The sequence below is a fragment of the Lentzea xerophila genome (genome assembly GCF_051094245.1).
GTDB lineage: Bacteria > Actinomycetota > Actinomycetes > Mycobacteriales > Pseudonocardiaceae > Lentzea > Lentzea xerophila.
Window position 1 is genome coordinate 4,825,418 of record NZ_CP194934.1, and the last position, 24,551, is coordinate 4,849,968.

Below are 24,551 nucleotides of genomic sequence, written 5' to 3' on the forward strand. Positions count from 1 at the left end.
TGCATTCGGCGGCGAAGTACGCATGGAGGCATACCGATGGTTCAACGTCCTCGGCGCTTGGCGCTCTTGTCGGTCCTGGCGCTGGTCTTACCACTCGCGGTGACCGGACAGGCACTCGCTGATCCCACCAACAACTCCCCGGCCAAACTCACCAAAGCCGTGACGCTCGGCAACGTCCTGCGGCACCTCGACGCGTTCCAGTCCATCGCGGACACCCACGGCGACCGCGCGGCCGGACGTCCTGGATACCAGGCCTCGGTGAACTACGTGGTCACGCAACTGAACGCGGCCGGCTACTCGCCGACCGTGCAGGCGTTCGACTTCCCGTACGTGGAGGACGATTCGCGGCTCGACCGCATCGCGCCGGCCCCGCGCGTGTTCGCGCGGGACACCGACTTCACCCGCAACGGCTTCACCCCGACGTTCGAGGGCGACGTCACCGGCGTCGTCCAGCCGGTCGACGTGGTCGTCCCACCCACTCCGGCACCCAACGGCAGCAGCAGCGGCTGCGAGGCCGCCGACTTCGCCGGGTTCGTCCCCGGCCACGTCGCGTTGATCCAGCGCGGCACCTGCGGGTTCAACGTGAAGGTGCTGAACGCGCAGGCCGCGGGCGCGTCGGCGGTCATCCTGTTCAACGAGGGCCAGCCCGGCCGCACCGGCCTGACCACACCGATCGGTGACACGCCCGGTCTCGCGATCCCCGTGGTGTTCGCGACCTACGCCGTCGGCGAGGAGCTCGTCGTCCTCACCCCCGGCGCCACGGTGCGGGTGAAGGTCGACTTCACCGAGGAGACGCGGACCGCGTGGAACGTGTTCGCCGAGTCCCGTGAGGGCAACCCGGGCAACGTCGTCATGGCGGGCGCCCACCTCGACAGCGTGCAGGACGGGCCCGGCATCAACGACAACGGCAGCGGCACGGCGGCGTTGCTGGAGACCGCGATCCAGATGAAGAAGGTCAAGACCAACGCGAAGGTCCGCTTCGCCTGGTGGGGTGCCGAGGAAGAGGGCCTGCTCGGGTCCGAGCACTACGTCGCCACGCTGCCCCAGGCCGAGCAGGACAAGATCGCGCTGTACCTGAACTTCGACATGGTCGGCTCACCGAACCACTTCTTCGGCATCTACGACGGCGACGACTCGAGCGGCACCGCACCGGTGCCGATCCCTCCGGGGTCGGCGCAGATCGAGGACGTGTTCGAGAAGTTCTACGCCGACCGGGGCCTGCCCTCGGAGGACACGGACTTCTCCGGACGGTCGGACTACGGCCCGTTCATCGCCGTCAACATCCCGGCCGGCGGCCTGTTCACCGGTGCCGAGGAGGTGAAGACGGCCGAGCAGGCGGCGAGGTACGGCGGGACCGCGGGAATCGCGTTCGACCCGTGCTACCACCAGCCGTGCGACGACCGGTCGAACCTGAACCTGACCGCCTTGGACGTCAACGCCGACGCGATCGCCACCGCGGTGATCACGTTCGCGTTCGACACCTCGACGGTGAACGGCGTGCGCGCGCCCGGCAAGTCGCACGGACGCGCGCCGCAGGGTTCCTCTAGCTAGCCCAGAGGTCGCACCGATCCTCCGCCGGCTCGACCGGCACGCTCGCGAACACCCGGACGTCCTGGCGCGACCAGCCAGGACGCCCGGTCCGCGCGAACCTGGTCCACGCCCGCACCATCTCGTCCGACAGCCGCTCCTGCTTCGCGGTGAGCTTCGTGTCGCCGTACCTGAACAGGAACGGCAGCTCCGAGCCGTGATAGGCGCCGTACGGGAACTCGGGCATGCCCTGGAAGATCATCGGTGGCTCGGGTTCGGCGAACTCGTAGCCGAACGCCCCCGTCTGCTCGCGCAGTTCCGCGGTCGTGCAGGAGGAGGTCATGTCCGTGAGCGCGGCGGAGAGCGGAACTCGTTCGTCACCACCTCGCGGCGGGTAGGCGGCGAGGATCCTCTTCGCCTTCGCCGCACCGAATCCCTCGACCAATGCCTGTTCGTAGCCGGCGGCGTCGAGCCGCGGGTAGAACATCGCCACGAACACCGTCAGCTCGTCGCGCGCGGTGCCCACAAGAACCGGGATCTCGTGGAAGCGGCCTTCCCGGAGTGCCGTGATCGGGTTCTCCGGCAACGCTTCCGTGCCGTACGCGGGCGACGAGAAGAGCGGCGTCAGCGCTCGGATCTGCTCGACCGTGAGCCGTCGCAGGCACGCGACGTCCGGGCAGCCCGATGCCTGCGCGCCGGCCTGTTCGACGTCCTCCCGCTCGACCCAGGTGTGCTGGACGTTGTTCTCCCCTGCCGGGAGACCGAGCTGGCACGGTCCACTTTGGATGATCGACCGGTGGAACAGCCCGCGGGTCCTGGGCGAGGTCAGCTGCGCGCACGTCGACAGCCCTCCCGCCGACGCCCCGAACAGCGTGACGTTGTGCGGGTCGCCGCCGAACTGCCGGATGTTGCGCTGGACCCATTCCAGCGCGGCCTGCTGGTCGCGCAGCCCGAACGCGCCCGAGCCGTCGAGGCCCGGGAAGCCGAAGTAGCCGAACGCGCCGAGCCGGTAGTTGATCGTGACGACGACGGTGCCCCTGCTCACCAACCGGTCCGCGCCGTAGTCGGCCCCGGCGCCGGTGGTGAAGCTGCCGCCGTGGATCCAGACCATGACCGGGCGGTTCGCGGCTGCGAGAGGCGCGTGGACGTTGAGGTACAGGCAGTCTTCGTCCTGCTCACAGCCAGGGCCCGGCTGGTCCGCCTCAAGAACGCCGTGCCAGGGCTTCGCGGGCTGCGGATCGCGCCAGCGGTTCTCCCCGACGGGCGGGGCGGCGAACGGGATGCCCTGGAAGCTGCGCTGGGCGTTGGAGACGGTTCCCGACACGAATCCGGTGTCGGTGCGGACGATTCCCGCGGCGTGGGCGGGAACAGCGGTTGCGGCAACGAGGACGGCCGCCATCAAGATGGTTGTGGTTGAACGCATGTCACGATCAACCTAGCGACGGCCGCAACCGCTTTAAACCACGGCTTTGTTCCGCGACAGCAACCTCGCCGCCACCGCCGCCGGCAGGTACATCAGAACCCCGTACACGGCAGGCGGAATCGCCATCGTCTCGTCGCTCAGCACCGTCAGCGCCAGCGTGATCGCGATCGTGGCGTTGTGGATGCCGATCTCCATCGCGCTGGCGATCGCCTGCTTGCGGTCGACGTTGAACGCCTTGGGCACGTAGTACCCGATCAGCAGGCTGAAGATGCTCAGCAGCAACGCCACGGGCCCGAGCGTCGCGATGTTGTCGATCAGCTGCTGGTACGCCTGCGTGATCGCCGCGATGATGACGAGCACCAGCACGACGACGGACGCGATGCGCACCGGGTCGTTCATCCGCAGCGCCCAGGCCTCGAACCTGCGGCGCACCAGCATGCCGATCGCCACCGGCACCAGCACGATCGCGAAGACCTGCACGAACTTCGCCGGCTGCAACCCGACCTCGGCATTGTCCGCCATGAAGTGGGCCATGCTCAGCCCGACCACCACCGGCAGCGTGAAGACCGCGAGGACCGAGTTGATCGCCGTGAGGGTGATGTTGAGCGCCACGTCCCCGCCGGCGAGGTGGCTGAAGAGGTTCGCCGACGTGCCGCCCGGCGACGCGACCAGCAGCATCATGCCGACCGCCAGCACGCCTTGGAGCCCGAACGCGAGCACCAGCCCGAGGCAGATCGCCGGAAGGATGATCACCTGACAGACGAGCGCGATGACGGCCGCCTTGGGGTACTTCGCGACCCTGGCGAAGTCGGCGACGGTGAGCGTGAGGCCGAGGCCGAACATGACCAGGGCCAGTGCCAGCGGCAGGAAGATCTGTACGACTAGCACGGCGGCCTCCGCGAATGTCCAGCTTTGTGCGGTTTGATCTGTTCGGAAGATCCTGGCGTTACTCCCGCGCCGATGGAATCGGCCAGGTGGCGGCATGAGGCACGGTCGAGGCGTCCGTGGAGGACACTGCCGGACGTGCAGATCGGCGTGTTCACCGCGGGCGACCTCCCCCCGTCGGAGATCGTCTCGCTGGCCGTCGCGGCCGACGAGGCCGGCTTCGACGTCTTCGCGGTCGGCGAGCACCACAACCCGCCGTACCACTCCTCCTCACCCGCGACGCTCCTCGCCCACATCGCGGCGAGAACGACCCTGCGGCTGTCCACGGCGACCACGCTGATCACCACGAACGACCCGGCCCGGCTCGCCGCCGAGTACGCGACGCTCGCCCTCCTGGCCCCGGACCGGACGGACCTGGTGCTCGGGCGCGGCAACACCGCGAGGGTGTTCGGCTGGTTCGGCAGGGAGATCGAGTACAGCCTGCCGCTGACGATCGAGCACTACACGGCGCTGAAGGTCCTCTGGCCGGACCGGCCGTACGTCTGGCACGCCTGCACCCGCTCCCCCGAGATCGCCGACCTCGCGGCGGAGAACGACGACGGCCTGTTCGTGTTCGCCGGCCGGACCGAACACCTCGGCCGCTACCGCGACCAGGCCGCGCACCCCAGGGTCGGCGTGCTGGCCGACCACCTCGACGACGGGCTGGCGGAGGCTCCCGACCGCCTCCTGGTGAGGGCCGGCGGCCCCGCGGACGTCGAAAAGCTATGGTCGGACGTGTGTTCAGCCTTGCCACACCGCCGCTCTTCGCGAGACTCCGCGCGGCACGGAACGTCCTGATCGCCGGCGCGGGCGGGCGCGGGCGCTCCCCCACTGACGCCACCTCATCGGCGCCGGATCACCAGCGCCACCACCAGGACCAGCACACCGACGGCGACGGCCGAGCCGAGCACCCACAGCCCGTAGACGGCGAAAGCCACGAACTCCGACCCGATCGCGGCCACGGACGTGACCGTCGCGCGTGAATCGGACTCGATCCGGTGCTGCAGCTCGGTCTCCACGTGTACCAGCACGAACCGGTACAGTCCGTAGAACAGTCCCAGCAGGACGATCGCCACCGGCACGGCCAGCCACGCCGCCACGATCAGCAGCACACCCGACGCGAACAGCACCCAGCCGCGCAACGGCAACCGCCCGGCCAGGTGCGCGCCCGCCGCCCCCATCAGCGGCACGCCGATCGTCGCCATCGGCACCCACACCGTCGGCACGTGCCAGTCCTGGGCCAGCAGCGTGAAGTACTCCTCGAACGCGTCGAGCGCGTACACCAGAGCCACCGCGAGCACGGCACGCCTGATCGGCACGGCCTCACGCAGACCGGTCCTCAGCGTCTCGAAGTACCCCGGTTCGTCGTCCTCGTCGGCGCGTTCAGGTTCGGGGAACCGCAAGGCGATCACGGACGACGCGAGGCACATCGCGACCGAGGTCCAGCCGGCCAGCTGGTAGCCGCCGAGCGAGAACAGGGCGGTGGCCACCACCGCGACCGGGACCTGGGCGATCAGCTCGATGGTGTCGACACGGGCGTTGAGCCGCCCGTACCGGTCCTCGTCGCCGTTGGCCGCGAGTCCGTCGTACAGCAGGGCTTCGAACGCGCCCGACTGCAGCGTGCCGCCCAGCCCCCACAGCACGAAACCGGCGGCGAATCCCCAGAACGACGGGAACAGCACCCAGGCCGCGTACCCGGAGGCCTGCAGCACACCGGAGGCGACCAGTGAGCCGCGCCGCGAGAACCGGTCGGCGAGCGCGCCCGAGGGCACCTCGAAGACCACCGCGGTGAGCGACCAGATCGCGAGCAGCACCGAGATCTGGGCGTCCGACAGCCCGCTGTCGGCGAAGAGCAACGCGTACAGCGCGTAGATCGGGATGAGGTGCGAACACCACGCCCATGCCGTCGCGGTTCGGGAAAGATCAGTTGAAGATCAATGTCGTCGGCGCATGGCACAAGAGTAAGCCGCCAGCGCCACCGATTAAATGGCGCTGACGGCTCGTGGTCGATCAGGGACCGGCTGTGCTCAGAACCCGGCGGTGATCTTGGTGAACGCGAGGTCGGACTGCTGGATTCCGGAGCAGCTCGCCGAGACCTGGCCGTCGCAGCCGCCGCGGTCGCGGTTGACCGACCAGAAGGCCAGTCGCCCGAGGCCGTTGGACTTCGACCAGTCGCGGATCGCCGTCCAGTCGTCGACGGTGGTGAGCTCGAAGTGGTCGGACAGGCCGTTCATGCCGGAGATGCCCACGTGCTTGAACGCCTCGGCGTCGCTCCAGCCGAAGGTCGACTTGAGCTTGTTCTTCAGCCCCGTGGCCGCGGCGATGGTGTCGGTGCGGATGTTGGAGCTGTGGAAGTCGAACGGCATGATCGTGAACACGTCGATGTTCGCGTTCAGGGCCTTGGCCTGGTCGATCAGGCGGGCGCCGTAGAAGTTCGGGCCGGTGGTGCCGGTGCCGAACGTGACGATCGTCTGGATGCCGGGGTTGTTCTGCTTGACGATCTTCAGGGCGGTGATGATCCGGTCCTGCACCGTCGTGTTCTCGAACTCGTCGGTGTTCTCGATGTCGATGTCGATCGCCTTCAGCCCGTAGGCGTTGATGACCTGCTGGTACGCGCCGGCCAGCGCCTCGGCGGTCGCGCAGTTCGGTCCCAGCTTGTTGCCGCTCCAGCCACCGAACGACGGCACGATGTCACCGCCGGCCGCGCGGATGGCGTTGATCGTCTGCTGGTCGACGCCACCGGTCAGCGGGCGCTGGCTGTCCCACGAGGGAGTGCAGCCGCCGCCGGACAGCACGAACGCGAGGGTGAACCACTTGACGCCGGTCGAGCTCATGACCTGCGTCGCGCTCTGCGGGTTGCCCCAGCCCAGGTACAGGTAGGGCGCGCCACGGCCGGTGCCGGGCACCGGTGGGTTCGACGTCGTGGTGGTCGTGGTGGTGGTCGTCGTCGGTGGGTTGCCGGTGCCGTCGCACGAACCGCCGTTGATCTTGCAGTCGGCCGGGCTGCCGCCCGAGCCGCGCACGGTGAAGCCGAAGCTCGCCGAGCCACCGACGGGCACGTTGCCGTTCCACGTGTTGCGGACGGTGATGGTCTGCCCGTTCGCGGCGTAGCTGCCGTCCCACAACGACGCGATCGACTGCCCGCTCGGCAGCGTGAACTCGACGGTCCACGACGAGAGAGCGGAGCCACCGCTGTTGGAGATGGTGTACTTGGCCTCGTAGCCGCTGCCCCAGTCCGACGTCTTGGTGAACGCCGCCGTAACGCCCGTCGCGCCACTCGCGGGAGCGGCGACAACGCCACCGACCACCGTCGCCAATGCCAGCGCGGCGGTCAGGAACTGCCAGCGGAACTTCTTCATGGTGCTCCATTCACGTGCAGGGGGTACGTGATGGCGTGCACGTTAACTGGTCTAAACCACTCACTCAAGGGGACGAACCGGACATCGTCCACCCACGCGAGAAGCGTTCCGAGAGAACGCTCTCACGATCGGTCCACTTGGAATAGTGGCAGCTCGGAACCGGCGAAAGTCGCTGAACTGCCCGGAACCGGTTACGCGTTCTGGTCCATTCGGTCCGCCGCCCGCTCGTCCAGCAGCTGCAGCAGGGCGTAGGTGGTCTGGCGCTGCTCTTCCACCAGCTTCGTCAGCCACGACCCGAAGTAGAGGAACCCGCCGACCCCGATCAGCCCGACCCCGAGGATCCCGCCCGACACGACGTAGGGGATCTGCTCGAACACGTACCCGGTGTGCGCGACACCCCACCAGCCGAAGAGGATCGCCGCGATGCCCGCGGTCATCAGCATCGTGCCGACGAGGCCGAGCCCGCTGCGCATCCGTGCGCGGCGCCGGTCCTGGATGGTCATGGCTCACCCGTTGCGCAGGTCGGGGACACCGGTCGGGTGTCCGGAGGGACAGGGGGCGCCGCCCAGCAGGAACGTGCCGAACGACTTCATGCCGAACGCTCCCGCGGCGGCGACGCCGAGGCCCGCGAGGACCAGGAGTGCCGGGACGCCGGGGAAGTCGAGCAGGGAACGGGGCTTCGCGCGGGCCGAGGCCACCGGGCTCACGGCCTTCGCCGGCGGGGAGACTCCCGCGACAGGAGGCGCGCCCAGCGCGGGCGGCGGCGCGTCGGCCACGGGCGGCAGGGGTGCGACGGGGGCCGGCACGTCCGGCGGGGACAGAGGTGCGGCGGTGGCGGCGTTGGCGGCCGCTTCGGTGGCGCCGACGATCACCACCATCTTGCGCAGCGGGTTGAGCAGCGGTGCGAGTTCCGCGGGCAGCAAGGGAGCGACGATGCCGTCCAGGATTCCGCCGAGACCGAACTTGGTCCGCAACGCCAGCACATCGATGGTCAGGGTGAGGCCACGGCTCGTGGAGGTCGCCGACGTCCCTTCGAGCGTCGTGGCGGCCGTGGGCCAGGTCAGCGTGATCCCCAGTGGCTCCAACGCCTTCAGCAGGCCGTCCGGCGGCGCGTCCGGTGCCGTCACCGGGAACTTCTGGCCCAGCACGGTGAACTCGGCGACCGAGAACGTGCTCGTGCCAGTGCCCTTGCTGCCGTCGCTCACGGCGACGGACTCGAACTTCACGCCTGACAGCACGACCAGCCCGGCCAGCACCGAGATCGTCTGCGCGGACGTCACCGCGGACGACCGCGCCTCGGTCCCGCTGACCGCGCTGACGCTGCTCGACGACATCCCGTCGGCGGTCAGCAGGAACGGCACCTCCTGCTCGGCGCCCGCGTGCGACTCCGCCCTGGAAGCACCCGCCGCGGCCCGCATCCCGGACTTCGACTCCTCCGCCGGGCCGCCGGGATGTGCCGCGTTGGTCTGCACCGGGTAGGCGAACCCGAGCAGCTGCGGCAGTCCGGTGCCCACGGCGGCGCCCGGCCACAGCGAGCTCGCGACCGAGCGGCCGATCGGGCCGGAACCCAGCTCGGTCTGCGTGTAGGACAGGTGCACCTCGCCCTGCGGTTCGGCGGGCACCGGGATCAGGTCGGTGTGCAGGAGCACGGACACGGGGGCGGCGCGGGCGGACAGCGTGAACCCGCCGATGCCGGCGGCCTGGGCGGGCGCCGGGGACAGCAGGAGGAGCAGCAACACGAGCGCGTACCTCATGACGTCCCTCCGAAGTAGACGGTGGCGAGGTCGTTGCCGGCGGAGATCTCGCCGTGCGTCATCACGACGACCTGGTCGGCGACGGCGGAGGCGGTCTCGGCGAACTGCTCGACGATCAGCATCGTGACGCCGGACCGCGCCAGCTCCCCCACCACCTCGTACAGCTCGGCGACGATCACCGGCGCGAGTCCCATCGACAGCTCGTCGATCACCAGCACCGCCGGGTCGGTGATCAACGCACGGGAGAACGCGAGCATCTGCTGCTCACCGCCGGACATCGAGCCGGCGAGCTGCCGATGCCGCGCCTTCAGCTTCGGGAACCGCCCGTAGACCACGTCGGCGTCGCCACGCATCAGCCGCAGGTTCTCTGCCACGGTGAGGTTCGGGAAGATCGCCCGGCCTTCCGGGATCGTGCACAGGCCCGCGCGGGCCAGCTCGTCGGGCGCGGCGTCGTTGACGTGCACACCGCCCAGGTGGACGTGCCCCGCCGTGGCGCGTAACTGTCCACTCAGGACTTTGACCAGGGTCGACTTGCCCGCGCCGTTGGGACCGAGCAACGCCGTCACGGTACCGCGCGGCACGCTCAGCGACACCCCGCGCAGCACCTCGATCCGGCCGTAGCCGGCGTGCACGTCCGTCAGGTCGATCATCCGAGATACGCCTCCCGGACACCCTCGTGCGCACGGACGACGTCCGGGGCGCCGGACACCAGCAGCCGCCCCAGGTTCAGCACGTGCACGGTGTCGCAGTACCCCATCACGAGGTCCATGTCGTGCTCGACCAGCACGACCGAGCGGCCCTCCGCGCTCAGCTCGCGCAGTAGCTCGCCGAACGCGTCGGTCTCGGCGCGGTCGAGTCCGGACGACGGCTCGTCGAGCAGCAGCAACACCGGATCGGTGGCGAGCGCGCGAGCCAGTTCCAGCAACCGCGCGGCCCCCGTCGGCACCGTGTCGGCCTGGGTGGAGGCGAACTCCGCGATCCCCACCCGTTCCAGCAGCTCGTCCGCGAGCCTCGCGGGCCGCCGCCGGCTTTCCAGCGCCACCACGACGTTCTCCCAGACCGTCAGCGACCCGAAGACCTCGAGGCGCTGGAACGTCCGCGCGACGCCCAGCCTGGACCGCTGGTGCGGCCCCCGTGAGGTGATGTCGTCCTCGTCCAGCAGCACCCGGCCGCCCGACGGCCTGCGCAGCCCGCTGATGACGTCGAACAACGTCGTCTTGCCCGCGCCGTTGGGCCCGATCAGCCCGGTGACGCCGGGCCTGACGACCAGTGACACGTCGTCGACCGCGGTCACCTCGCCGAAGCGGACCGTCACGCCCTCCACCCTCAACGTGCTCATGCGCGCCGCCAGGACCAGGCCCGGAAGCCCCAGCTGACCAGCCCGTTGGGGTCACGCGCGAGCCCGGCCGCCGCGACGCCGAGCAGCACCACCGCCACGCCCGCGAACGCCGGGAACCCGCTCTGCAGCACCGGGAGCAGCATCAGCAGCATCCCGCCGAGCAGGGCACCCGACACCGACGTGACGCCGGCGATCACCGCGAACAACAGCAGCGGCAGGTTGTTGAAGAGCTGGAAGTCGCTCGCCGCGACGGTTTCCCGCAGCTGCGCGAACAGCCCGCCCGCCAGTCCCGCGATCGCCGCCGACAGCGAGAACACCCAGACCCGGATCCAGCGCACGTTCAACCCGAGCGTCGCGCACGCCGCCGAGCTGTCCTTGACCGCGATCATCCGGCGCCCGAGCCGTCCGCGCCTGATCGCCAGCACACCGATGCCGACCAGCACGAACACCCCGGCGGCCAGCAGCAGCTGAGCGGTCGCGGACTCGACCAGCCGCGGCACCTGCAGGCTGCCCCGCACGCCGAACGCGATCGGTGACTGCAGCACGAGCTTGTCCATGAGCTGCGCGAACCCCAGCGTCGCCAGCGCCAGGTACAGGCCGCTCACCCTCAGCGCCGTCAACGCGATCAGCGCGCCGACCGCCGCCGCGACCGCCGCGCCGATGAGCAGGCTGAGAGGCGACGAGGAGCCGAGACGCGCCACCGTCACCGCGCCCACGCCGACGAACGCGAACTGCCCCAGCGACACCACCCCGCCGTACCCGGTGAGCAGCACCATCGACAGCAGCACGATCCCGAACACCAGCCCCAGCGCGAGCTGCCCGGCCACCACCGAGTCCACCAGCAGCGCCAGCACGACGACCACGCCCGCGAACAGTCCCGCGCCCACGCCGGTGGCCACCCCGGTCGGCACCGCCACCCCACGCGACCCCCGCACACCACCGATCCGCAACGGCGACTGCGGCATCGCGAGCAGCACGACGAACAGCAGCAGCGCCGGAATCGCCGCCCGGAACGAGATCCAGAACGGCGACGACGGCAGGTAGGCCACCGCGTAGGACTGCACCAGCCCGAGCCCGAGCGCGCCCGCGAACGTCCACGGCAGACTCCGCAACCGCCCGACCAGCGCCGCCGTGTACGCGGTGATCACCAACAACGTCATCGTCACGTAGTCCAGCTGCACCACGGGCGTCAGCAGGATCCCGCCCAGCGCGGCCAGCGCCGACCCGATCGCCCAGCTCAACGCCGACAGCCGGTGCGGCCGCGTCCCGTACAGCGCCGCCAGCTCCGGCGCGTCCACGCAGGCGCGCATCGCGAGCCCGGTCCGCGTCCGGTTGAGCAGCACGTAGAGCCCGCCCGCGACGAGCACGGCGCACGCCAGCGTCACCAGGTCGTGCCCGCTGACGAACGACTGTCCGATGTGGACGCCCAGGTGGTCGAGGAACGGCCGCACCGGCCGTGCCTGCGGCGGCCAGATCACCTGCGCCACCCCGATGAGCCCGACCAGCACACCGACCCCGGCCACGAGCGTGATGCCGACCGGCGCGCCCGCGAGCCGTCGCATGACGAACCGCTCGACCACCAGCCCGAACAGCGGCGCGCACACCCCGACCACGACCAGCAGCGCGAGCCACTGCGGCAGGCCGCGGTTCTCCGCGAGCTCCCAGTAGAGGAACGCCATGACCATGCCGATCGCGCCGTGGCCGACGTTGAACACCTTGGAGGTGCTGTAGGTCAGCACGAGCCCGCCGGCCACGACCGCGTACGCGCCGCCGGTGACCAGGCCGAAGATCGTGTAGGCGAGGAGGGCGGTCATGCGCCGCTCCGGGTGCCCTGGCCGGAAGTCGATGGAACCGGCGGCGCGGTCACGCACCGCTTCCGGGCACCGGAAGCCGATGAGGCGGCCCCGCCCCACTCCCCGAGATCCGGGCGGGCGAGCACCCCGCTCATCCGCCCACCCCCGTGTCGATCAACGACCCGCACGAGTACCCGGACGCCGGGGCGAGCCGCGACCACGCCCCACCCTTCAACCGCACCAGCGTCATGCACGCCGAAGTCCGTTTGCCACCGACGTCCTGAGGCGCGACCATCCCTTCGGCCGTGAAGTCGTGCACCTGCCGGACGGCGTCGAGCATCGCCTTGCGCGTGAGCTGCGGCCCCACCTTCGCCGCCGTCGTGACGAACAGACGTGCCGCCGCCCAGGCGAACATCCCGAAGTACGAGGGCGCCGCACCGGGAGCCACCCGGCCGAGCCACTGCTTGTACAGCGCCATCTGGGCGTTGGGCTCCTCGAACAGCGCGCCGTTCGTGTAGACGACGGTGCCGTCCACGGCGGCCCCGCCCTGCCGCACGTACTGCGGGTCGTAGGCGGACGGGTCCGTGATGAACGCTTCCGGCGTGTACCCCTGCTGCCGCATGGCCTGCTGCAGCCGCACCGCGTACTGCGCCGACCCGATCCAGTAGACGATCTTGGCGCCGGTCTCCTTGAGCTTCGCCACGTACGGCGCGTAGTTGACGTCCGCGATGTCGATGGCCTGCGAGTAGACGAACTTGATCCCGCGCGCCTCGGCCGCCTTCTGCATGCTGCGGGCGTTCTGCGCGCTCGCGTCGACGTTGAGGTAGAGGTACGCGGCACTGCCGATGGCGCCGGGGAAACTCGACTTCACCAGGTCGGGCCCGGCGGACGACACGAGGTTCACGACGTTCGACGCGGCGCCGAAGGTCACGGGTGTGCGCTGGCGTTGCGCGGTGACGGTGGAGGCCCTCAGGTCCGGGATGCCGCAGCCCGCGGCGGCCGGTCCACCGCCCTGGTCGAACGCCGACATCGAGCCGACCAGCGCGAAGGCCTGTTCGCAGGCCTGGGTGGTGGCCTGCTGGTCGCCGCCGCTGTCGGTGCGGGAGTCGAACGAGACGAGCTTGAGCTTGCGGCCGCAGACCGAGCCCTGGGTGGCGTTGAAGTACTCGACGAACGCCTTGGTCGCCTGCTGCGCCGACTGGAAGATGCCGGGCACCGGGCCGCTGATGTCGGAGATGTTGGCGATCGTGATCTCGCCCGCCGTGACGCCCTTGTCCGTGGCGCCGCCGGTGCCCTGACAGGCGCCCGCGATGCTGCCGGGAGGGTTCGGCTTCTTCTCCGGCTGCTGGGGATTGGTGGCTCCCGGATCGGCCGCGCTGCCATCGGGCACGGCGCCTTCCTCGACCGGCGCCGTGCCGTCCTGGGTTCCCGCTACTCCGCCGCCCTGGGGCACGGCGAGTGCCGCGCGTTGCTCGTCGGTGAGCCTGCTCCCGCAGCCCGCGATCAACGCGCAGATCATCAGTGCGATCAGCGCAGTCCTGCGACGCATGTGGACGGACGCTAGGGTTCTGCATCAATCCAGGCCGAGGCTCCGACCTGCGATTTCACCCGTCCGGACCACGCAGATTCTAGAACGCGTTCTATCTGCAAAGGATCGCGCGCAAAGCCGTCACCAAAGCGGAGTTGACTCGTTAGACGAGGCTGCGCCGAGGAACACGTTCTACCTATGACGGCGGCAGCAGCTCCGGACGACGAGGCCGGATCACGTCCCCGGAGGACTCCCCGCGCACCCGGCGCATCACCCACGGCACGACGTGCTCGCGAGCCCACTTCCAGTCCTCCGCGCGCCGGACGCGGCGGTCGGCCAGCGGGGCGACACCGAGCAGGGCCCGCTCCAGCGCGTGCGGGACACCGAGACCTTCCAGCACCGAGATGGCGACCTCGGTGTGCCCGAGCGAGTTGAGGTGCAGCCGGTCGGCGGACCACATGCGACGATCACGCAGCTGACGCATCCCCCACATGTCGACCAGCACGCACGAGTGGTCGGCGGCGATCGCGCGCACGTGCTCGTTGTAGATGGCCACGCGGCCGCGCATCTTGCGGAACACCGGGTCGTCGGCGCCGTCGACACCCGTGAAGAGGATGACGCGCGCGCCCGCGTTGTCCAGGCGTGCCACCGCCGCGCGGTACCGGCGCATCAACCCGTCGATGTCCACCTTCGGTCGCATGAGGTCGTTTCCGCCCGCGTAGAGCGAGACGAGGTCCGGCTTCATGGCGAGAGCGCGCTCCAGCTGCCCACCCAGTACCTGCGGCAGCAACCGGCCGCGCACGGCCAGGTTGGCGTAGGCGAACTCGGGATCCGCCGCCCCCAGCACGTCGGCGACGCGGTCCGCCCAGCCGCGCACCCCGTTCGGACGGCCGGCGTCGTCATCGCCCACTCCCTCGGTGAACGAGTCTCCCAACGCCACAAAACGCTTGCTCATGCTCACGACCTTATGTCGGGCATTTGACGCGGGTTCCCGCGGGGTTGCGGCCTCGTCGATAACGTTTCGATAACGCCGGGGTCTCGAACTGAGGCGGCTCCGCACCGCGAGCCGTATCCCCGTTCGTGCGACTCCCCATGGACTTGGCAAAGCCGACGCGACTGATGGTCGCGCTGGCCGGCTGTGCGCTGGCCATGCTGCTCACCACCGGGAGCGCGATCGGCCAGCCCGCGACCACCACACCGTCGACCCCCATCTCCACCCCTCCGCCCGGCAGCGGCGGGACGGGCGACGAGGTCGTGCAGACGCAGTGGGGGCCGCTCGGACCCGCCGACCGGGACTTCATGAACCGGGTCAAGCAGGCCGGGCTGTGGGAGAAGCCCGCGGGCGACATGGGCAAGGCCAAACGGCCGGACCAGCCCAAGATCCAGGAAGCCTGCAAGCACCTCATCGAGGGGCACACGCTGCTGGACAACGTGGTGAACCGGGCGGGCGTCCTGCTCGGCCACACGTTGCCCACGGAGGCCTCCGACGAGCAGAAGGGCTGGCTCGCCGAGATGGACGCGGCGACCGGCGACGAGTTCGACGCCGTCTTCGCCAACCGGCTCCGCGCGGCGCACGGCAAGGTCTACGCCTATTCCGCGCAGATCCGGGCGGGCACCAAGAACGAGCTCATCCGCATCCTCTCCACGCAAGCGATGATCACCGTGTTCGACCACATGAAGGTGCTCGAGGACACGGGTCGCGTCGACTTCGCCGGACTGGAGTCACCACAACCACTCGCCCCGCCGACCAACGCCGCCCCCAGCGCCGGAACACCGGACGTGACCGGCGACCAGCAGGCGGACGCGACGGCGAACCCGACCGACGGCGTCATCCCGACCGTGCCGGAGGGCACCAGGTTCACCCGCACCGCCGAGCAAGGCGTGTTCGGTGACAACAACGGTGTCTTCTTCGGCGCGATAGCGGTGCTCGCGCTCGCGCTGGTGGGGATGCGAATGATATCCCGATCGAAGAAAACACGGCGGAAATCTCGTTCGTACTAGGAAAAACCGCACACCCAGGTTCAACCCGAAGATAGCGGCCCATACCGCCGTCAGCTTCACCATGCCGTTTTATCGGACTACCACGAGGTGGCAAATGGCTATTCACCGGAGGAAATCCACGATCTGGCTCACCGCCGCCGCGGCGGCGATGGCCGTGGTCGCTGGCGGCGCCGCGGTGGTGGCCATCAGTTCTTCTGATGGCGCCGCGCTCGCCGACGGTGCGGACAAGAGCTTGTTCGTCGACATCACCAAGGTGAAGCCGAACGTCAGGAAACCAAGGGCCGAGAACGACGCGACCACGGGCACGTTCACCGTCGACTGCGGCCGCAACGAGAACGGGCACTTCAACCCGGACAACTTCATCGCGCAGCCCGGTGTCCGCAACGGTGCCCAGCACCTGCACGACTACGTCGGCAACCTGTCCACGAACGCGGACTCCAACAACAAGTCGCTGCAGCGGGCCGGAACGACCTGCAAGAACGGTGACAAGTCCGCCTACTTCTGGCCCGTCGTGCGCATCATCGACGAGGAGGAGGAAGGGGCGGAGGCCGGCGAGGGCCAGGAAGAGGCGCCGCCGAAGAAGGACGACAAGGCACAGCAGGAGAAGGACAAGGCCGACAAGGCCGCTGCCCGCCTCGAGTGCCCCGACGTCGCCTCCCTGCTCCCCGAGGACGTGCCGGAGGCCGCCCAGCCGGAGATCGACCGCGAGCTCGAGAACATCGAGAAGGTGACCGAGGAAGCCGAGAAGAAGGTCGACTCCACCAGGGCCCAGGACCGCGACAACATCATCGTCGGCCCGACGCGCGAGAAGCGCGCGGCCATCCTGAACCGGATGATGCTGGCGTTCAGCCGCCAGGGCAAGCAGGCTCCCGACCTGAACCCCGCCGCCGCCTGCGCGGTGAAGGACCAGGCGCAGGGCGAGCAGGGCCTCGACAACGGCGGCGAGAACAGCGACGCCGCCCAGGCCGAGGGCACCGAGAACAAGAAGAACCAGAACAACGCCGAGGAGAACGCGGAGAACGAGCTCGAGGGCAACGAGGGCGAGATCCAGCGCCCGGCCGTCGTCGACCTGACGTTCCGCGGCAGCCCGACCGGCAGGGTCGTGGCGATGCCGAAGTTCCTCCGCGTCCTGTACGGCGACGCCAAGGCCGGTCAGAACGGCCCGAAGAACGCCAAGGCCTCGTGGACCTGCACCGGCTTCGAGGACAAGGTCCTGATGGACAAGTACCCGATCTGCCCGCAGGGCTCGAAGGTCAAGCGCATCCACGACTTCCCGAGCTGCTGGGACGGCAAGAACATCGACTCCGCGAACCACCGCGACCACATCCTGTTCCCCGACCAGAACGGCAAGTGCAAGAGGGGCTTCAAGGCCGTTCCCCAGCTGCGCATCTCGCTGACCTACAACATCCCGCTGGACGTCCAGAAGGACGGCCGGTACCTGGTCGACTCCTTCCCGGAGGAGGAGCACAACCCGCTCACCGACCACGACGACTTCGCGAACGTGATGTCGCAGAAGATCATGAACCGCCTGGTCAACTGCGTGAACTCGGGCCGCAAGTGCCGCGAGTGACGCTGACGAGCATGCTGTTCAGATAGGCGAAATCCCCTGGTGCACCTCCCGCGCACCAGGGGATTCTCGTTGTGCGACAGCACATTTGTTCACCAGCGTGAACCTTGTACCGGAATGATTGACCACAAAGGTATAGACCACCAACACTGACCGCATGGTCACCCGTTCCTGCACGGTCCTGATCGCACTGCTGGCATCCCTGCTGGTACCGGTCGCCGGTCAGCCCGCCTCGGCGGCACCGGCGACGTTCGTCCACCCCGGAGTCGGGGTCTCCCGCCCACAGCTGGACTTCGTGCGCGCCAAGGTCCTGGCCGGCGCCCAGCCGTGGAAACTCGCCTACGACCGCATGATGGCGTCGAAGTACGCCGACCTGAACCGCACGCCGAAGCCGCGCGCCGTCGTGGAGTGCGGGTCCTACTCCAACCCGAACCACGGCTGCACCGACGAACGCGAAGACGCCATCGCCGCCTACACCCTCTCCCTCGCCTGGTACGTCACGCGCGACAACAGGTACGCGGCCAAGGCGATCGGGATCATGGACGCCTGGTCGGCCACGATCCGCGACCACACCAACTCCAACGCCCCGCTGCAGACGGCGTGGTCGGCCAGCAGCTGGCCGAAGGCGGCGGAGATCATCAAGCACGTGTACGGCAACTGGCCGAACAGCGCCAGGTTCGGCACCATGCTGCGGAACGTCTACCTGCCCGAGATCCAGAACGGCCGCGCGAACACGAACGGCAACTGGGAACTCAGCATGATGGAGGCGTCGCTCGGCATCGCGGTGTTCCTGGAGGACAGGGCCGCGTACGACAAGGCCGTCGGCATCTTCCGTACCCGCATCCAGGCGTTCATCTACCTGAAGACCGACGGCACGCTGCCGAGGACGCCGCCGGGCAGTGGCATCGACACCAGGGCCGAGATCATCTCCTACTGGCACAACCAGTCCACGTTCGTCGACGGCCTCACCCAGGAGACCTGCCGGGACTTCGCGCACACCGCCTACGGGCTCGCGGCCGCGGCGCACTTCGCCGAGACCGCGCGGCACCAGGGCCAGGACATCTGGGGCGAGATCCGGGAACGGATGCGCCACGCGTGGGGCCTGCACACGAAGTACCAGAACGGCGAACCGGTGCCGTCCTGGCTGTGCGGCGGTTCGTACTCCCGTGAGCTCGGGCCGACCTCCGAGGTCAGCTTCAACGCCCTGCACACCCGGCTGGGCATCGCGATGACGAACACCCAGCGCTACACCGAGAGCCAGCGTCCACAGGGGACCGACAACCTGTTCATCGCCTGGGAGACGCTCACCCACGCGGCCAACCCCGCCTGAGAGGTACTAGCGTGCCTTCATGACCGAGACACCGGACGTGAAGCCACGCAGCCGCGACGTGACCGACGGCCTGGAGCGCACCGCCGCGCGCGGCATGCTCCGGGCCGTCGGCATGGGTGACGAGGACTGGGAGAAGCCGCAGATCGGCGTCGCCTCGTCGTGGAACGAGATCACGCCGTGCAACCTGTCGCTGGACCGCCTCGCGAAGGCGTCGAAGGACGGCGTGCACGCGGCGGGCGGGTATCCGCTCGAGTTCGGCACGATCTCGGTGTCGGACGGCATCTCGATGGGCCACGAGGGCATGCACTTCTCGCTGGTCTCGCGCGAGGTGATCGCCGACAGCGTCGAGACGGTGATGCAGGCCGAGCGGCTGGACGGCTCGGTGCTGCTCGCCGGCTGCGACAAGTCGCTGCCGGGCATGCTGATGGCGGCGGCACGGCTCGACCTCGCCAGCGTGTTCCTCTACGCCGGGTCGATCCTGCCCGGCCGGGTCACGCTGACCGACGGCACCGAGAAGGAAGTCACGATCATCGACGCGTTCGAGGCCGTCGGGGCCTGCGCGCGCGGCCTGATGAGCCGCGAGGACGTCGACCTGATCGAGCGCGCGATCTGCCCCGGCGAGGGCGCGTGCGGTGGCATGTACACCGCGAACACCATGGCCAGCGCGGCCGAGGCGCTCGGCATGTCGCTGCCCGGCAGCGCCGCTCCCCCGGCGACCGACCGCCGCCGCGACGGGTTCGCGCGGCGCTCCGGCCAGGCCGTGGTCGAGATGCTCCGCAAGGGCATCACGGCGCGGCAGATCATGACGCGCGAGGCGTTCGAGAACGCGATCGCGGTCGTGATGGCGTTCGGCGGCTCCACGAACGCGGTGCTACACCTGCTCGCGATCGCGCACGAGGCCGGCGTCGACCTGACGCTGGACGACTTCAGCCGCATCGGCGCGCGCGTGCCGCACCTCGCGGACGTGAAGCCGTTCGGGCGGCACGTGATGACGGACGTCGACCGCATCGGCGGCGTGCCCGTGGTGATGAAGGCGCTGCTGGACGCCGGTCTGCTGCACGGCGACTGCCTCACCGTCACCGGCCGCACGGTCGCCGAGAACCTCGCCGACATCGCGCCGCCGGACCCGGACGGACTCGTCCTGCGGGCGCTCGACAAGCCCATCCACCACACCGGCGGCATCACGATCCTGCGCGGATCCCTGGCCCCCGACGGCGCCGTGGTCAAGTCGGCCGGCTTCGACTCGGACGTCTTCACCGGCACCGCGCGCGTCTTCGACCGCGAGCGCGCCGCGATGGACGCGCTGGAGGACGGCACGATCACCGCCGGCGACGTCGTGGTGATCCGCTACGAGGGTCCGAAGGGCGGGCCGGGCATGCGCGAGATGCTCGCCATCACCGCGGCGATCAAGGGCGCGGGCCTCGGCAAGGACGTCCTGCTGCTCACCGACGGCCGGTTCTCCGGCGGCACCACGGGACTGTGCGTCGGGCACGTGGCACCGGAGGCGGTCGACGGCGGGCCCATCGCGTTCGTGCGGGACGGCGACCGGATCACGCTGAACGTCGCCGCCGGCACGCTCGACGTGGACGCGGACCTGGACGGCCGCCGCGACGGCTGGGCGCCGCTGCCCCCGCGCTACCAACGCGGCGTGCTCGCCAAGTACGCCAAGCTCGTCGGTTCGGCGTCACGTGGGGCGGTCTGCGACTAGGCCGCTCACGCCTGATCCGGCCCGCGGTCCCGCGAGACAACGTTGATGAGGGGAGCTTTCATAAACCTGGTGTTTTAACCAGGAGGCTCCTGATCTTTGACATAGGCACGGCCACCGCTTGATCATCTTCGGGTTCCGTCCAAAGAACTCGATCATGACAAGTGGTGGCCGTGTCTCCTAGTGTGCCTGATCAAGGTCTGAGTGCCCAAGTCCGGGTGCTGCAACGGTTCCGGCGCGAGCTCTATGACTGTTTCGGCGCGTGGCGGGACACGTTGTTCGAGCTGGTGGACGCGTTGCTGGTGAGTCCGCAGCGGCCGTCGTCGGTGCCGTGGCTGACGTTGGAGACGCCGCTGCGACGCGGGCACGGCAGCGTCTACAAGGCGTTGAAGCATGGCCGGGTCGACACCCAGGGGCTCGCGCGGACGTTGACCCGGCTGGTGATCGGCTCCGCGGACGTGGCCGATCCGCTGGTGTTCGCGCTGGACTGTTCGCAGTGGCCCCGTCCAGGCGCGGTCACCAGCCCTGGCCGGACGCTGAACTACGACGCGGCCAAGGACCGGCGTGACCGGCGGGCACCGGTGACCGAGGGCTGGTGGTTTCAGTGGCTGGCCGCCACCAACAGCGAGCACTCGTCGTGGGCGCCGCCGGTCGACCTGGCCCGGATCGGCCCCGATGACAACCATCACGCGGTCGCGGTGACCCAGATCAGGTCCCTGCTCGACCGGTTGCCCGCCGACCGGCCGCACGTGCCGGTGGTGTGTCTGGACGGTGACTACAGTGCGTCCTGGATCGGCCGGCAGCTGGCCGGACTGCCGGTGCAGATGCTGATCCGGGTGCGGTCGGACTCGGTGATGCGCACCGACCCGCCCCCGCGCCGGGCCGGGGCTCGCGGCCGGCCGCCGGTGCACGGACCGGCGATGAAACTGCCGGAGATGGCCAGCTGGCCCGAGCCCGACGAGATCAGGATCGTGCCACCCCGGCCGGACCGGGGCCGCCGGCACGAGCTGTCGGTACTGGCCTGGCACGGCCTGCACCCGCGGCACTCCAAGAAACTCGACGAACCCGGCCGGACCCCGCACCCAGGCAAGGCACGGGAGATCGTGCGCGGCAGCGTGATCCGCATCCACTCCGCGGCACCGGACGAGAAACCGATCTGGCTTTTCTGGACCGGACCGGGCGGCTCGTTCGACCTGGACCGGCTCTGGCGGGCCTACCTGCGCCGCTTCCACATCGAGCACCTGTTCCGGTTCATCAAACAGCACCTCGGCTGGACCGCACCGAGGCTGCGCACCCCCGAACAGGCCGAACGATGGAGCTGGCTGATCGCCGCCTCCTACACCCACCTGCACGCCGCCCGCGACCTCGTCGCAGACCACCGCCTGCCCTGGGAACGCGCGGGCCTGATGTCCCCGCTACGGGTCAAACGCGGATTTCGGATACTTCAGCCCGAGCTGGACACCCCGGCCAAGTCCCGCAAACCCTCCCAGCCCGGCCCCGGCCGCCCACCCGGACGCACCTCCACACCCGCACCCCGCCACCCCGTGACCCGCAAACACCCCAGCTCACCCAAACCCAAGACACACAACAAGAAACGAGCCGCCGCTGACGCGACGGCCCGCTAAAGAGCTCACCTGAGGTTAAAACACCAGATAAACCTGAGGTTTATGAAAGCTCCCCTCATCAACCTCACAGCGGTCTCGCGGGGCGGTCTGTGACTGATCGCCTCGGGCGTCACCCGGTCGGCTGAACCGCGCAGAGCCACGGTCACCCGCTTGGAGGACACCCGCGAGTAACCCCGCAGCGGTGGGTACCTCGCGTTCGCAAGCGACAGCGACCGCGGGAGGGACAGTGCGATGATCGGTCAGACGCACGTTGAGGCCTTGTACGACTGCGACGTGATCGACAACCATGGTGAGAAGATCGGTTCGGTCAAGCAGGTGTGGCTCGAGGACGGCACCGGCGAGCCGATGTGGGCCGAGGTCCACACCGGACTGTTCGGGATGAGGCAGAGTTTCGTCCCGATCCAGCAGGGTCAGGTGGCGGGCGGCGCGATCACCGTCCCCGTCGCGAAGGAGCAGGTGAAGGACGCGCCGGAAGTACAGACCGTCGACGACCACATGTCGGACGCGGACCAGGAAGCGCTCTACCGGCACTACGGGATGATCCCGAAGGCCAAGACCGGTGAGCACGACCGGCTCGGCGGCAGGCGCACCACCGGGCAGCGCGGGCGCGCGAAGGACGACGCGGCCGAGGTGACGCTCTCGGAGGAGAAGCTCGAGGTCGGCACCCGCAACGTCGACGCCGGCCGGGTGCGGCTGGTCAAGCACACGGTCACCGAGCAGCGCAACGTCACCGTACCGGTGACGCACGAGGAGGTCCGGGTGGTCCGCGAGCCCGTGCGGGGCGACGCGGACCGGACGGGCAAGGCGTTCGCCGACGAGCAGGCGGAGGTCACGCTGCACCGCGAGGAACCGGTGGTGCAGAAGCGCACGGAAGCGGTGGAACGGGTCCGGCTGGAGAAGGACGCCGTCACCGAGCAGAGGGACGTCAAGGGCGAGGTCCGCAAGGAACGCGTCGACGTCGACCGCGACGACGACCCGCGCGGCCGCCGCTGAACCAACGCACGGCGCAACCGCCCACCAACCTTCCGCCGGTGGGCGGTTCCGCGTCAGTACAGGCCGTCCAGCACGTCGGAGTACCGCTTCTCGATCTCGCGGCGGCGCGGCTTGAGCGACGCGGTCAGCAACCCGTCCTCGACGCTGAAGTCGTGCTCCAGCACGGCGAAGCGTTTGATCGTCTCGTGCCGGGCGAGCTGCGCGTTGACGGTCTCGATCGCGTTGCCGACCTCTTCCTCCGCGTTCGCGAGACCCTTCGCCGTGTCCGGGTCGAGCGTCACGAGCGCGACGCAGTACTTGCGGCGGTCGCCGTGCACGATCACGTTGCTGATGTACGGCGACGCGGCGTTGATCATGCTCTCGATCCGCGTGGGCGCCACGTACTTGCCGCCCGAGGTCTTGATCAGCTCCTTCTTGCGGTCGGTGATCTTCAACCGGCCCGCGTCGTCGAGCTCGCCGATGTCGCCGGTGTGCAGCCAGCCGTCGGCCAGCGCCTCGGCCGTGGCGTCCGGCCGGTTGTGGTAGCCGCGCATGACGCCGGGCCCGGAGAGCAGCACCTCGCCGTCGTCGGCGATCTTGACCTCCATGCCGGGGATCGGCGGTCCGACGGTGCCGATCCGGATCATGTCCGGCCGGTTGAAGAACGTCGCCGCGGACGACTCGGTGAGCCCGTAGCCCTCCAGGATCGTGATGCCGGCGCGCTGGAAGAACTCCGCGATCTCGGGCGCGAGCGGCGCCGAGCCCGACACGAAGTACCGGATCCGCCCGCCGACCCGGTCGCGCAACTTGCGGTACACCAGGCGATCCGCGAGCCAGCGCGTCGCCGGTCCGTGCTCGCGGTCGGCCCAGCGGAAGATCTTCTCGGTGATCCCGCCCTTCTCCCGCGCCCCCGCGACGATCCGGCCGTGGATCTTCTCGAAGATGCGCGGCGCGGCGGCGACGATCGACGGCCTGAGCTCGCCGAGGTTGTCCACGATCCGGTCGACGCTGCCGTCGACGGCGGTCGGCACGCCCGCGGCGATCATCGCCATCGTGAGCACCTTGCCGAACGCGTGCGAGAGCGGCAGCCAGAGGAAGTGCAAGTCCGTCGGCTGGAGAATGCCCAGCGACGCGATGGCCTCCGCCGTCGTCAGCCAGTTGTCGTGCGTCAGCTCGACGCCCTTGGGCGTGCCGGTCGTGCCCGACGTGTAGATCAACGTCGCGAGGTCGCCGGCCCTGATCTCGTCGATCAGCGCGTCGTAGTCGCCGTCGGCCGCGGGAACCGCGCCGAACCGCAGCACCTCCACGCCGGCGGGCATGATGGCCGCGTGCTCGTCGGTCGCCACGACCACGATCCGGCTGCCGGAGTCGCCGACGATGTGCGCGACCTCGGCCCTGGTGCTGTTCGGGTAGATCGTGGTGGTGGCACCACCGGCGGCGAGCACGGCCAGGTCGGTGATGATCCACTCGATGCTGGTGGGACCCATCAAGGCCACGCGGTCGCCCTTGCGCAGCCCCCGCTCCCGCAGCCCGAACGCCTCGCGCGCCACACGTCGCTGCAGCTCGGCCCACGTGAGCGAGGCCCAGCCGCCGTCACCGCGGTACCGCATCGCCTCGGCGTCGGGCGTGCGTGCCACCCTGTCCCGCAGCAGACCGGGAATCGACAGCGCCATTGCTCTCCCCTTCTCTGGAGCGTCGCTCCAG

The 24,551-nt window shown here is 69.5% G+C and carries 20 protein-coding genes; 8 read left to right on the forward strand and 12 right to left on the reverse strand.

The features are described from left to right. The first annotated feature begins 36 nt into the window (after window positions 1–36). Entirely contained in the window at window positions 37–1,551 is a 1,515-nt protein-coding gene (locus ACRSBM_RS23085) for a M20/M25/M40 family metallo-hydrolase (protein ID WP_434445880.1), read from the forward strand. Here the strand turns inward: ACRSBM_RS23085 and ACRSBM_RS23090 are convergent. Both ACRSBM_RS23090 and ACRSBM_RS23095 read right to left on the reverse strand, forming a co-directional pair. After that, window positions 1,544–2,926, reverse strand: coding sequence for a carboxylesterase/lipase family protein (locus ACRSBM_RS23090; protein WP_434445882.1), 1,383 nt, complete (start codon window positions 2,924–2,926; stop codon window positions 1,544–1,546). The genes ACRSBM_RS23085 and ACRSBM_RS23090 overlap by 8 nt on opposite strands. Before the next feature lie 57 nt (window positions 2,927–2,983). Next, window positions 2,984–3,838, reverse strand: coding sequence for a bile acid:sodium symporter family protein (locus ACRSBM_RS23095; RefSeq protein ID WP_434445884.1), 855 nt, complete (start codon window positions 3,836–3,838; stop codon window positions 2,984–2,986). Between the two features lie 135 nt (window positions 3,839–3,973). Here ACRSBM_RS23095 and ACRSBM_RS23100 point away from each other — a divergent pair, with 135 nt between their 5' ends. Beyond that, complete coding sequence (locus ACRSBM_RS23100) at window positions 3,974–4,672, forward strand: LLM class flavin-dependent oxidoreductase (RefSeq protein WP_434445886.1); 699 nt, start codon at window positions 3,974–3,976, stop codon at window positions 4,670–4,672. A gap of 44 nt (window positions 4,673–4,716) precedes the next feature. On the opposite strand, the gene ACRSBM_RS23105 is transcribed toward ACRSBM_RS23100, so the two are convergent. The 9 genes from ACRSBM_RS23105 to ACRSBM_RS23145 form a co-directional block, all read right to left on the reverse strand. After that, window positions 4,717–5,730: an MFS transporter gene (locus tag ACRSBM_RS23105; RefSeq protein WP_434445888.1), complete on the reverse strand. Its 1,014-nt coding sequence runs from the start codon at window positions 5,728–5,730 to the stop codon at window positions 4,717–4,719. A 171-nt stretch (window positions 5,731–5,901) separates the two neighbouring features. Continuing rightward, window positions 5,902–7,233, reverse strand: a complete 1,332-nt coding sequence (locus tag ACRSBM_RS23110; protein ID WP_434445890.1) for a cellulose binding domain-containing protein — start codon at window positions 7,231–7,233, stop codon at window positions 5,902–5,904. A gap of 191 nt (window positions 7,234–7,424) precedes the next feature. Next, a complete protein-coding gene (locus tag ACRSBM_RS23115; protein ID WP_434445892.1) occupies window positions 7,425–7,736 on the reverse strand; it encodes a hypothetical protein in 312 nt (103 codons plus the stop codon). Window positions 7,737–7,739: 3 nt separating this feature from the next. Beyond that, entirely contained in the window at window positions 7,740–8,987 is a 1,248-nt protein-coding gene (locus ACRSBM_RS23120) for a choice-of-anchor P family protein (RefSeq protein ID WP_434445894.1), read from the reverse strand. Further along, window positions 8,984–9,637, reverse strand: a complete 654-nt coding sequence (locus ACRSBM_RS23125) for an ABC transporter ATP-binding protein (RefSeq protein WP_434445895.1) — start codon at window positions 9,635–9,637, stop codon at window positions 8,984–8,986. Before ACRSBM_RS23125 ends, ACRSBM_RS23120 begins: the two co-directional genes overlap by 4 nt. Next, on the reverse strand, window positions 9,634–10,326 hold the full coding sequence (locus ACRSBM_RS23130) for an ABC transporter ATP-binding protein (RefSeq protein WP_434445897.1): 693 nt from the start codon (window positions 10,324–10,326) through the stop codon (window positions 9,634–9,636). The genes ACRSBM_RS23125 and ACRSBM_RS23130 overlap by 4 nt, the downstream gene beginning before the upstream one ends. Next, the gene (locus ACRSBM_RS23135; RefSeq protein ID WP_434445899.1) at window positions 10,323–12,140 is read right to left on the reverse strand and encodes an ABC transporter permease; all 1,818 of its coding nucleotides are present in this window, start codon (window positions 12,138–12,140) and stop codon (window positions 10,323–10,325) included. The genes ACRSBM_RS23130 and ACRSBM_RS23135 overlap by 4 nt, the downstream gene beginning before the upstream one ends. 130 nt (window positions 12,141–12,270) lie before the next feature. Continuing rightward, on the reverse strand, window positions 12,271–13,668 hold the full coding sequence (locus tag ACRSBM_RS23140) for an ABC transporter substrate-binding protein (protein WP_434445901.1): 1,398 nt from the start codon (window positions 13,666–13,668) through the stop codon (window positions 12,271–12,273). A 175-nt stretch (window positions 13,669–13,843) separates the two neighbouring features. Continuing rightward, complete coding sequence (locus tag ACRSBM_RS23145) at window positions 13,844–14,602, reverse strand: SGNH/GDSL hydrolase family protein (protein ID WP_434445903.1); 759 nt, start codon at window positions 14,600–14,602, stop codon at window positions 13,844–13,846. A gap of 137 nt (window positions 14,603–14,739) precedes the next feature. On the opposite strand from ACRSBM_RS23145, the gene ACRSBM_RS23150 reads away from it, so the two are divergent. From ACRSBM_RS23150 to ACRSBM_RS23175, 6 genes are all read left to right on the forward strand, one after another. Then, on the forward strand, window positions 14,740–15,648 hold the full coding sequence (locus ACRSBM_RS23150; RefSeq protein ID WP_434445905.1) for a DUF4142 domain-containing protein: 909 nt from the start codon (window positions 14,740–14,742) through the stop codon (window positions 15,646–15,648). 94 nt (window positions 15,649–15,742) lie between these two features. Next, entirely contained in the window at window positions 15,743–17,218 is a 1,476-nt protein-coding gene (locus tag ACRSBM_RS23155) for a DUF1996 domain-containing protein (protein ID WP_434445907.1), read from the forward strand. 154 nt (window positions 17,219–17,372) lie between these two features. After that, the gene (locus ACRSBM_RS23160; RefSeq protein WP_434445909.1) at window positions 17,373–18,545 is read left to right on the forward strand and encodes an alginate lyase family protein; all 1,173 of its coding nucleotides are present in this window, start codon (window positions 17,373–17,375) and stop codon (window positions 18,543–18,545) included. 19 nt (window positions 18,546–18,564) lie between these two features. Continuing rightward, window positions 18,565–20,253: a dihydroxy-acid dehydratase gene (gene ilvD, locus ACRSBM_RS23165; protein WP_434445911.1), complete on the forward strand. Its 1,689-nt coding sequence runs from the start codon at window positions 18,565–18,567 to the stop codon at window positions 20,251–20,253. A 215-nt stretch (window positions 20,254–20,468) separates the two neighbouring features. Further along, a complete protein-coding gene (locus ACRSBM_RS23170; protein ID WP_434445913.1) occupies window positions 20,469–21,875 on the forward strand; it encodes a transposase in 1,407 nt (468 codons plus the stop codon). Between the two features lie 231 nt (window positions 21,876–22,106). Then, window positions 22,107–22,868 (forward strand): DUF2382 domain-containing protein, encoded by a 762-nt coding sequence (locus tag ACRSBM_RS23175; protein WP_434445915.1) that lies wholly within the window; start codon window positions 22,107–22,109, stop codon window positions 22,866–22,868. Between the two features lie 53 nt (window positions 22,869–22,921). On the opposite strand, the gene ACRSBM_RS23180 is transcribed toward ACRSBM_RS23175, so the two are convergent. Beyond that, window positions 22,922–24,520: an AMP-dependent synthetase/ligase gene (locus ACRSBM_RS23180; protein ID WP_434445916.1), complete on the reverse strand. Its 1,599-nt coding sequence runs from the start codon at window positions 24,518–24,520 to the stop codon at window positions 22,922–22,924. Between the last annotated feature and the right edge of the window lie 31 nt (window positions 24,521–24,551).

Bases quoted from the DNA above. Each gene is read 5' to 3' on its own strand.
- ilvD (WP_434445911.1), top strand. From the start codon at position 18,565: ATGACCGAGACACCGGACGTGAAGCCACGCAGCCGCGACGTGACCGAC.
- ACRSBM_RS23135 (WP_434445899.1), bottom strand. From the start codon at position 12,140: ATGACCGCCCTCCTCGCCTACACGATCTTCGGCCTGGTCACCGGCGGC.
- ACRSBM_RS23180 (WP_434445916.1), bottom strand. From the start codon at position 24,520: ATGGCGCTGTCGATTCCCGGTCTGCTGCGGGACAGGGTGGCACGCACG.
- ACRSBM_RS23125 (WP_434445895.1), bottom strand. From the start codon at position 9,637: ATGATCGACCTGACGGACGTGCACGCCGGCTACGGCCGGATCGAGGTG.
- ACRSBM_RS23140 (WP_434445901.1), bottom strand. From the start codon at position 13,668: ATGCGTCGCAGGACTGCGCTGATCGCACTGATGATCTGCGCGTTGATC.
- ACRSBM_RS23120 (WP_434445894.1), bottom strand. From the start codon at position 8,987: ATGAGGTACGCGCTCGTGTTGCTGCTCCTCCTGCTGTCCCCGGCGCCC.
- ACRSBM_RS23090 (WP_434445882.1), bottom strand. From the start codon at position 2,926: ATGGCGGCCGTCCTCGTTGCCGCAACCGCTGTTCCCGCCCACGCCGCG.
- ACRSBM_RS23175 (WP_434445915.1), top strand. From the start codon at position 22,107: ATGATCGGTCAGACGCACGTTGAGGCCTTGTACGACTGCGACGTGATC.
- ACRSBM_RS23115 (WP_434445892.1), bottom strand. From the start codon at position 7,736: ATGACCATCCAGGACCGGCGCCGCGCACGGATGCGCAGCGGGCTCGGC.
- ACRSBM_RS23145 (WP_434445903.1), bottom strand. From the start codon at position 14,602: ATGAGCAAGCGTTTTGTGGCGTTGGGAGACTCGTTCACCGAGGGAGTG.
- ACRSBM_RS23150 (WP_434445905.1), top strand. From the start codon at position 14,740: ATGGACTTGGCAAAGCCGACGCGACTGATGGTCGCGCTGGCCGGCTGT.
- ACRSBM_RS23130 (WP_434445897.1), bottom strand. From the start codon at position 10,326: ATGAGCACGTTGAGGGTGGAGGGCGTGACGGTCCGCTTCGGCGAGGTG.
- ACRSBM_RS23160 (WP_434445909.1), top strand. From the start codon at position 17,373: ATGGTCACCCGTTCCTGCACGGTCCTGATCGCACTGCTGGCATCCCTG.
- ACRSBM_RS23085 (WP_434445880.1), top strand. From the start codon at position 37: ATGGTTCAACGTCCTCGGCGCTTGGCGCTCTTGTCGGTCCTGGCGCTG.
- ACRSBM_RS23155 (WP_434445907.1), top strand. From the start codon at position 15,743: ATGGCTATTCACCGGAGGAAATCCACGATCTGGCTCACCGCCGCCGCG.
- ACRSBM_RS23110 (WP_434445890.1), bottom strand. From the start codon at position 7,233: ATGAAGAAGTTCCGCTGGCAGTTCCTGACCGCCGCGCTGGCATTGGCG.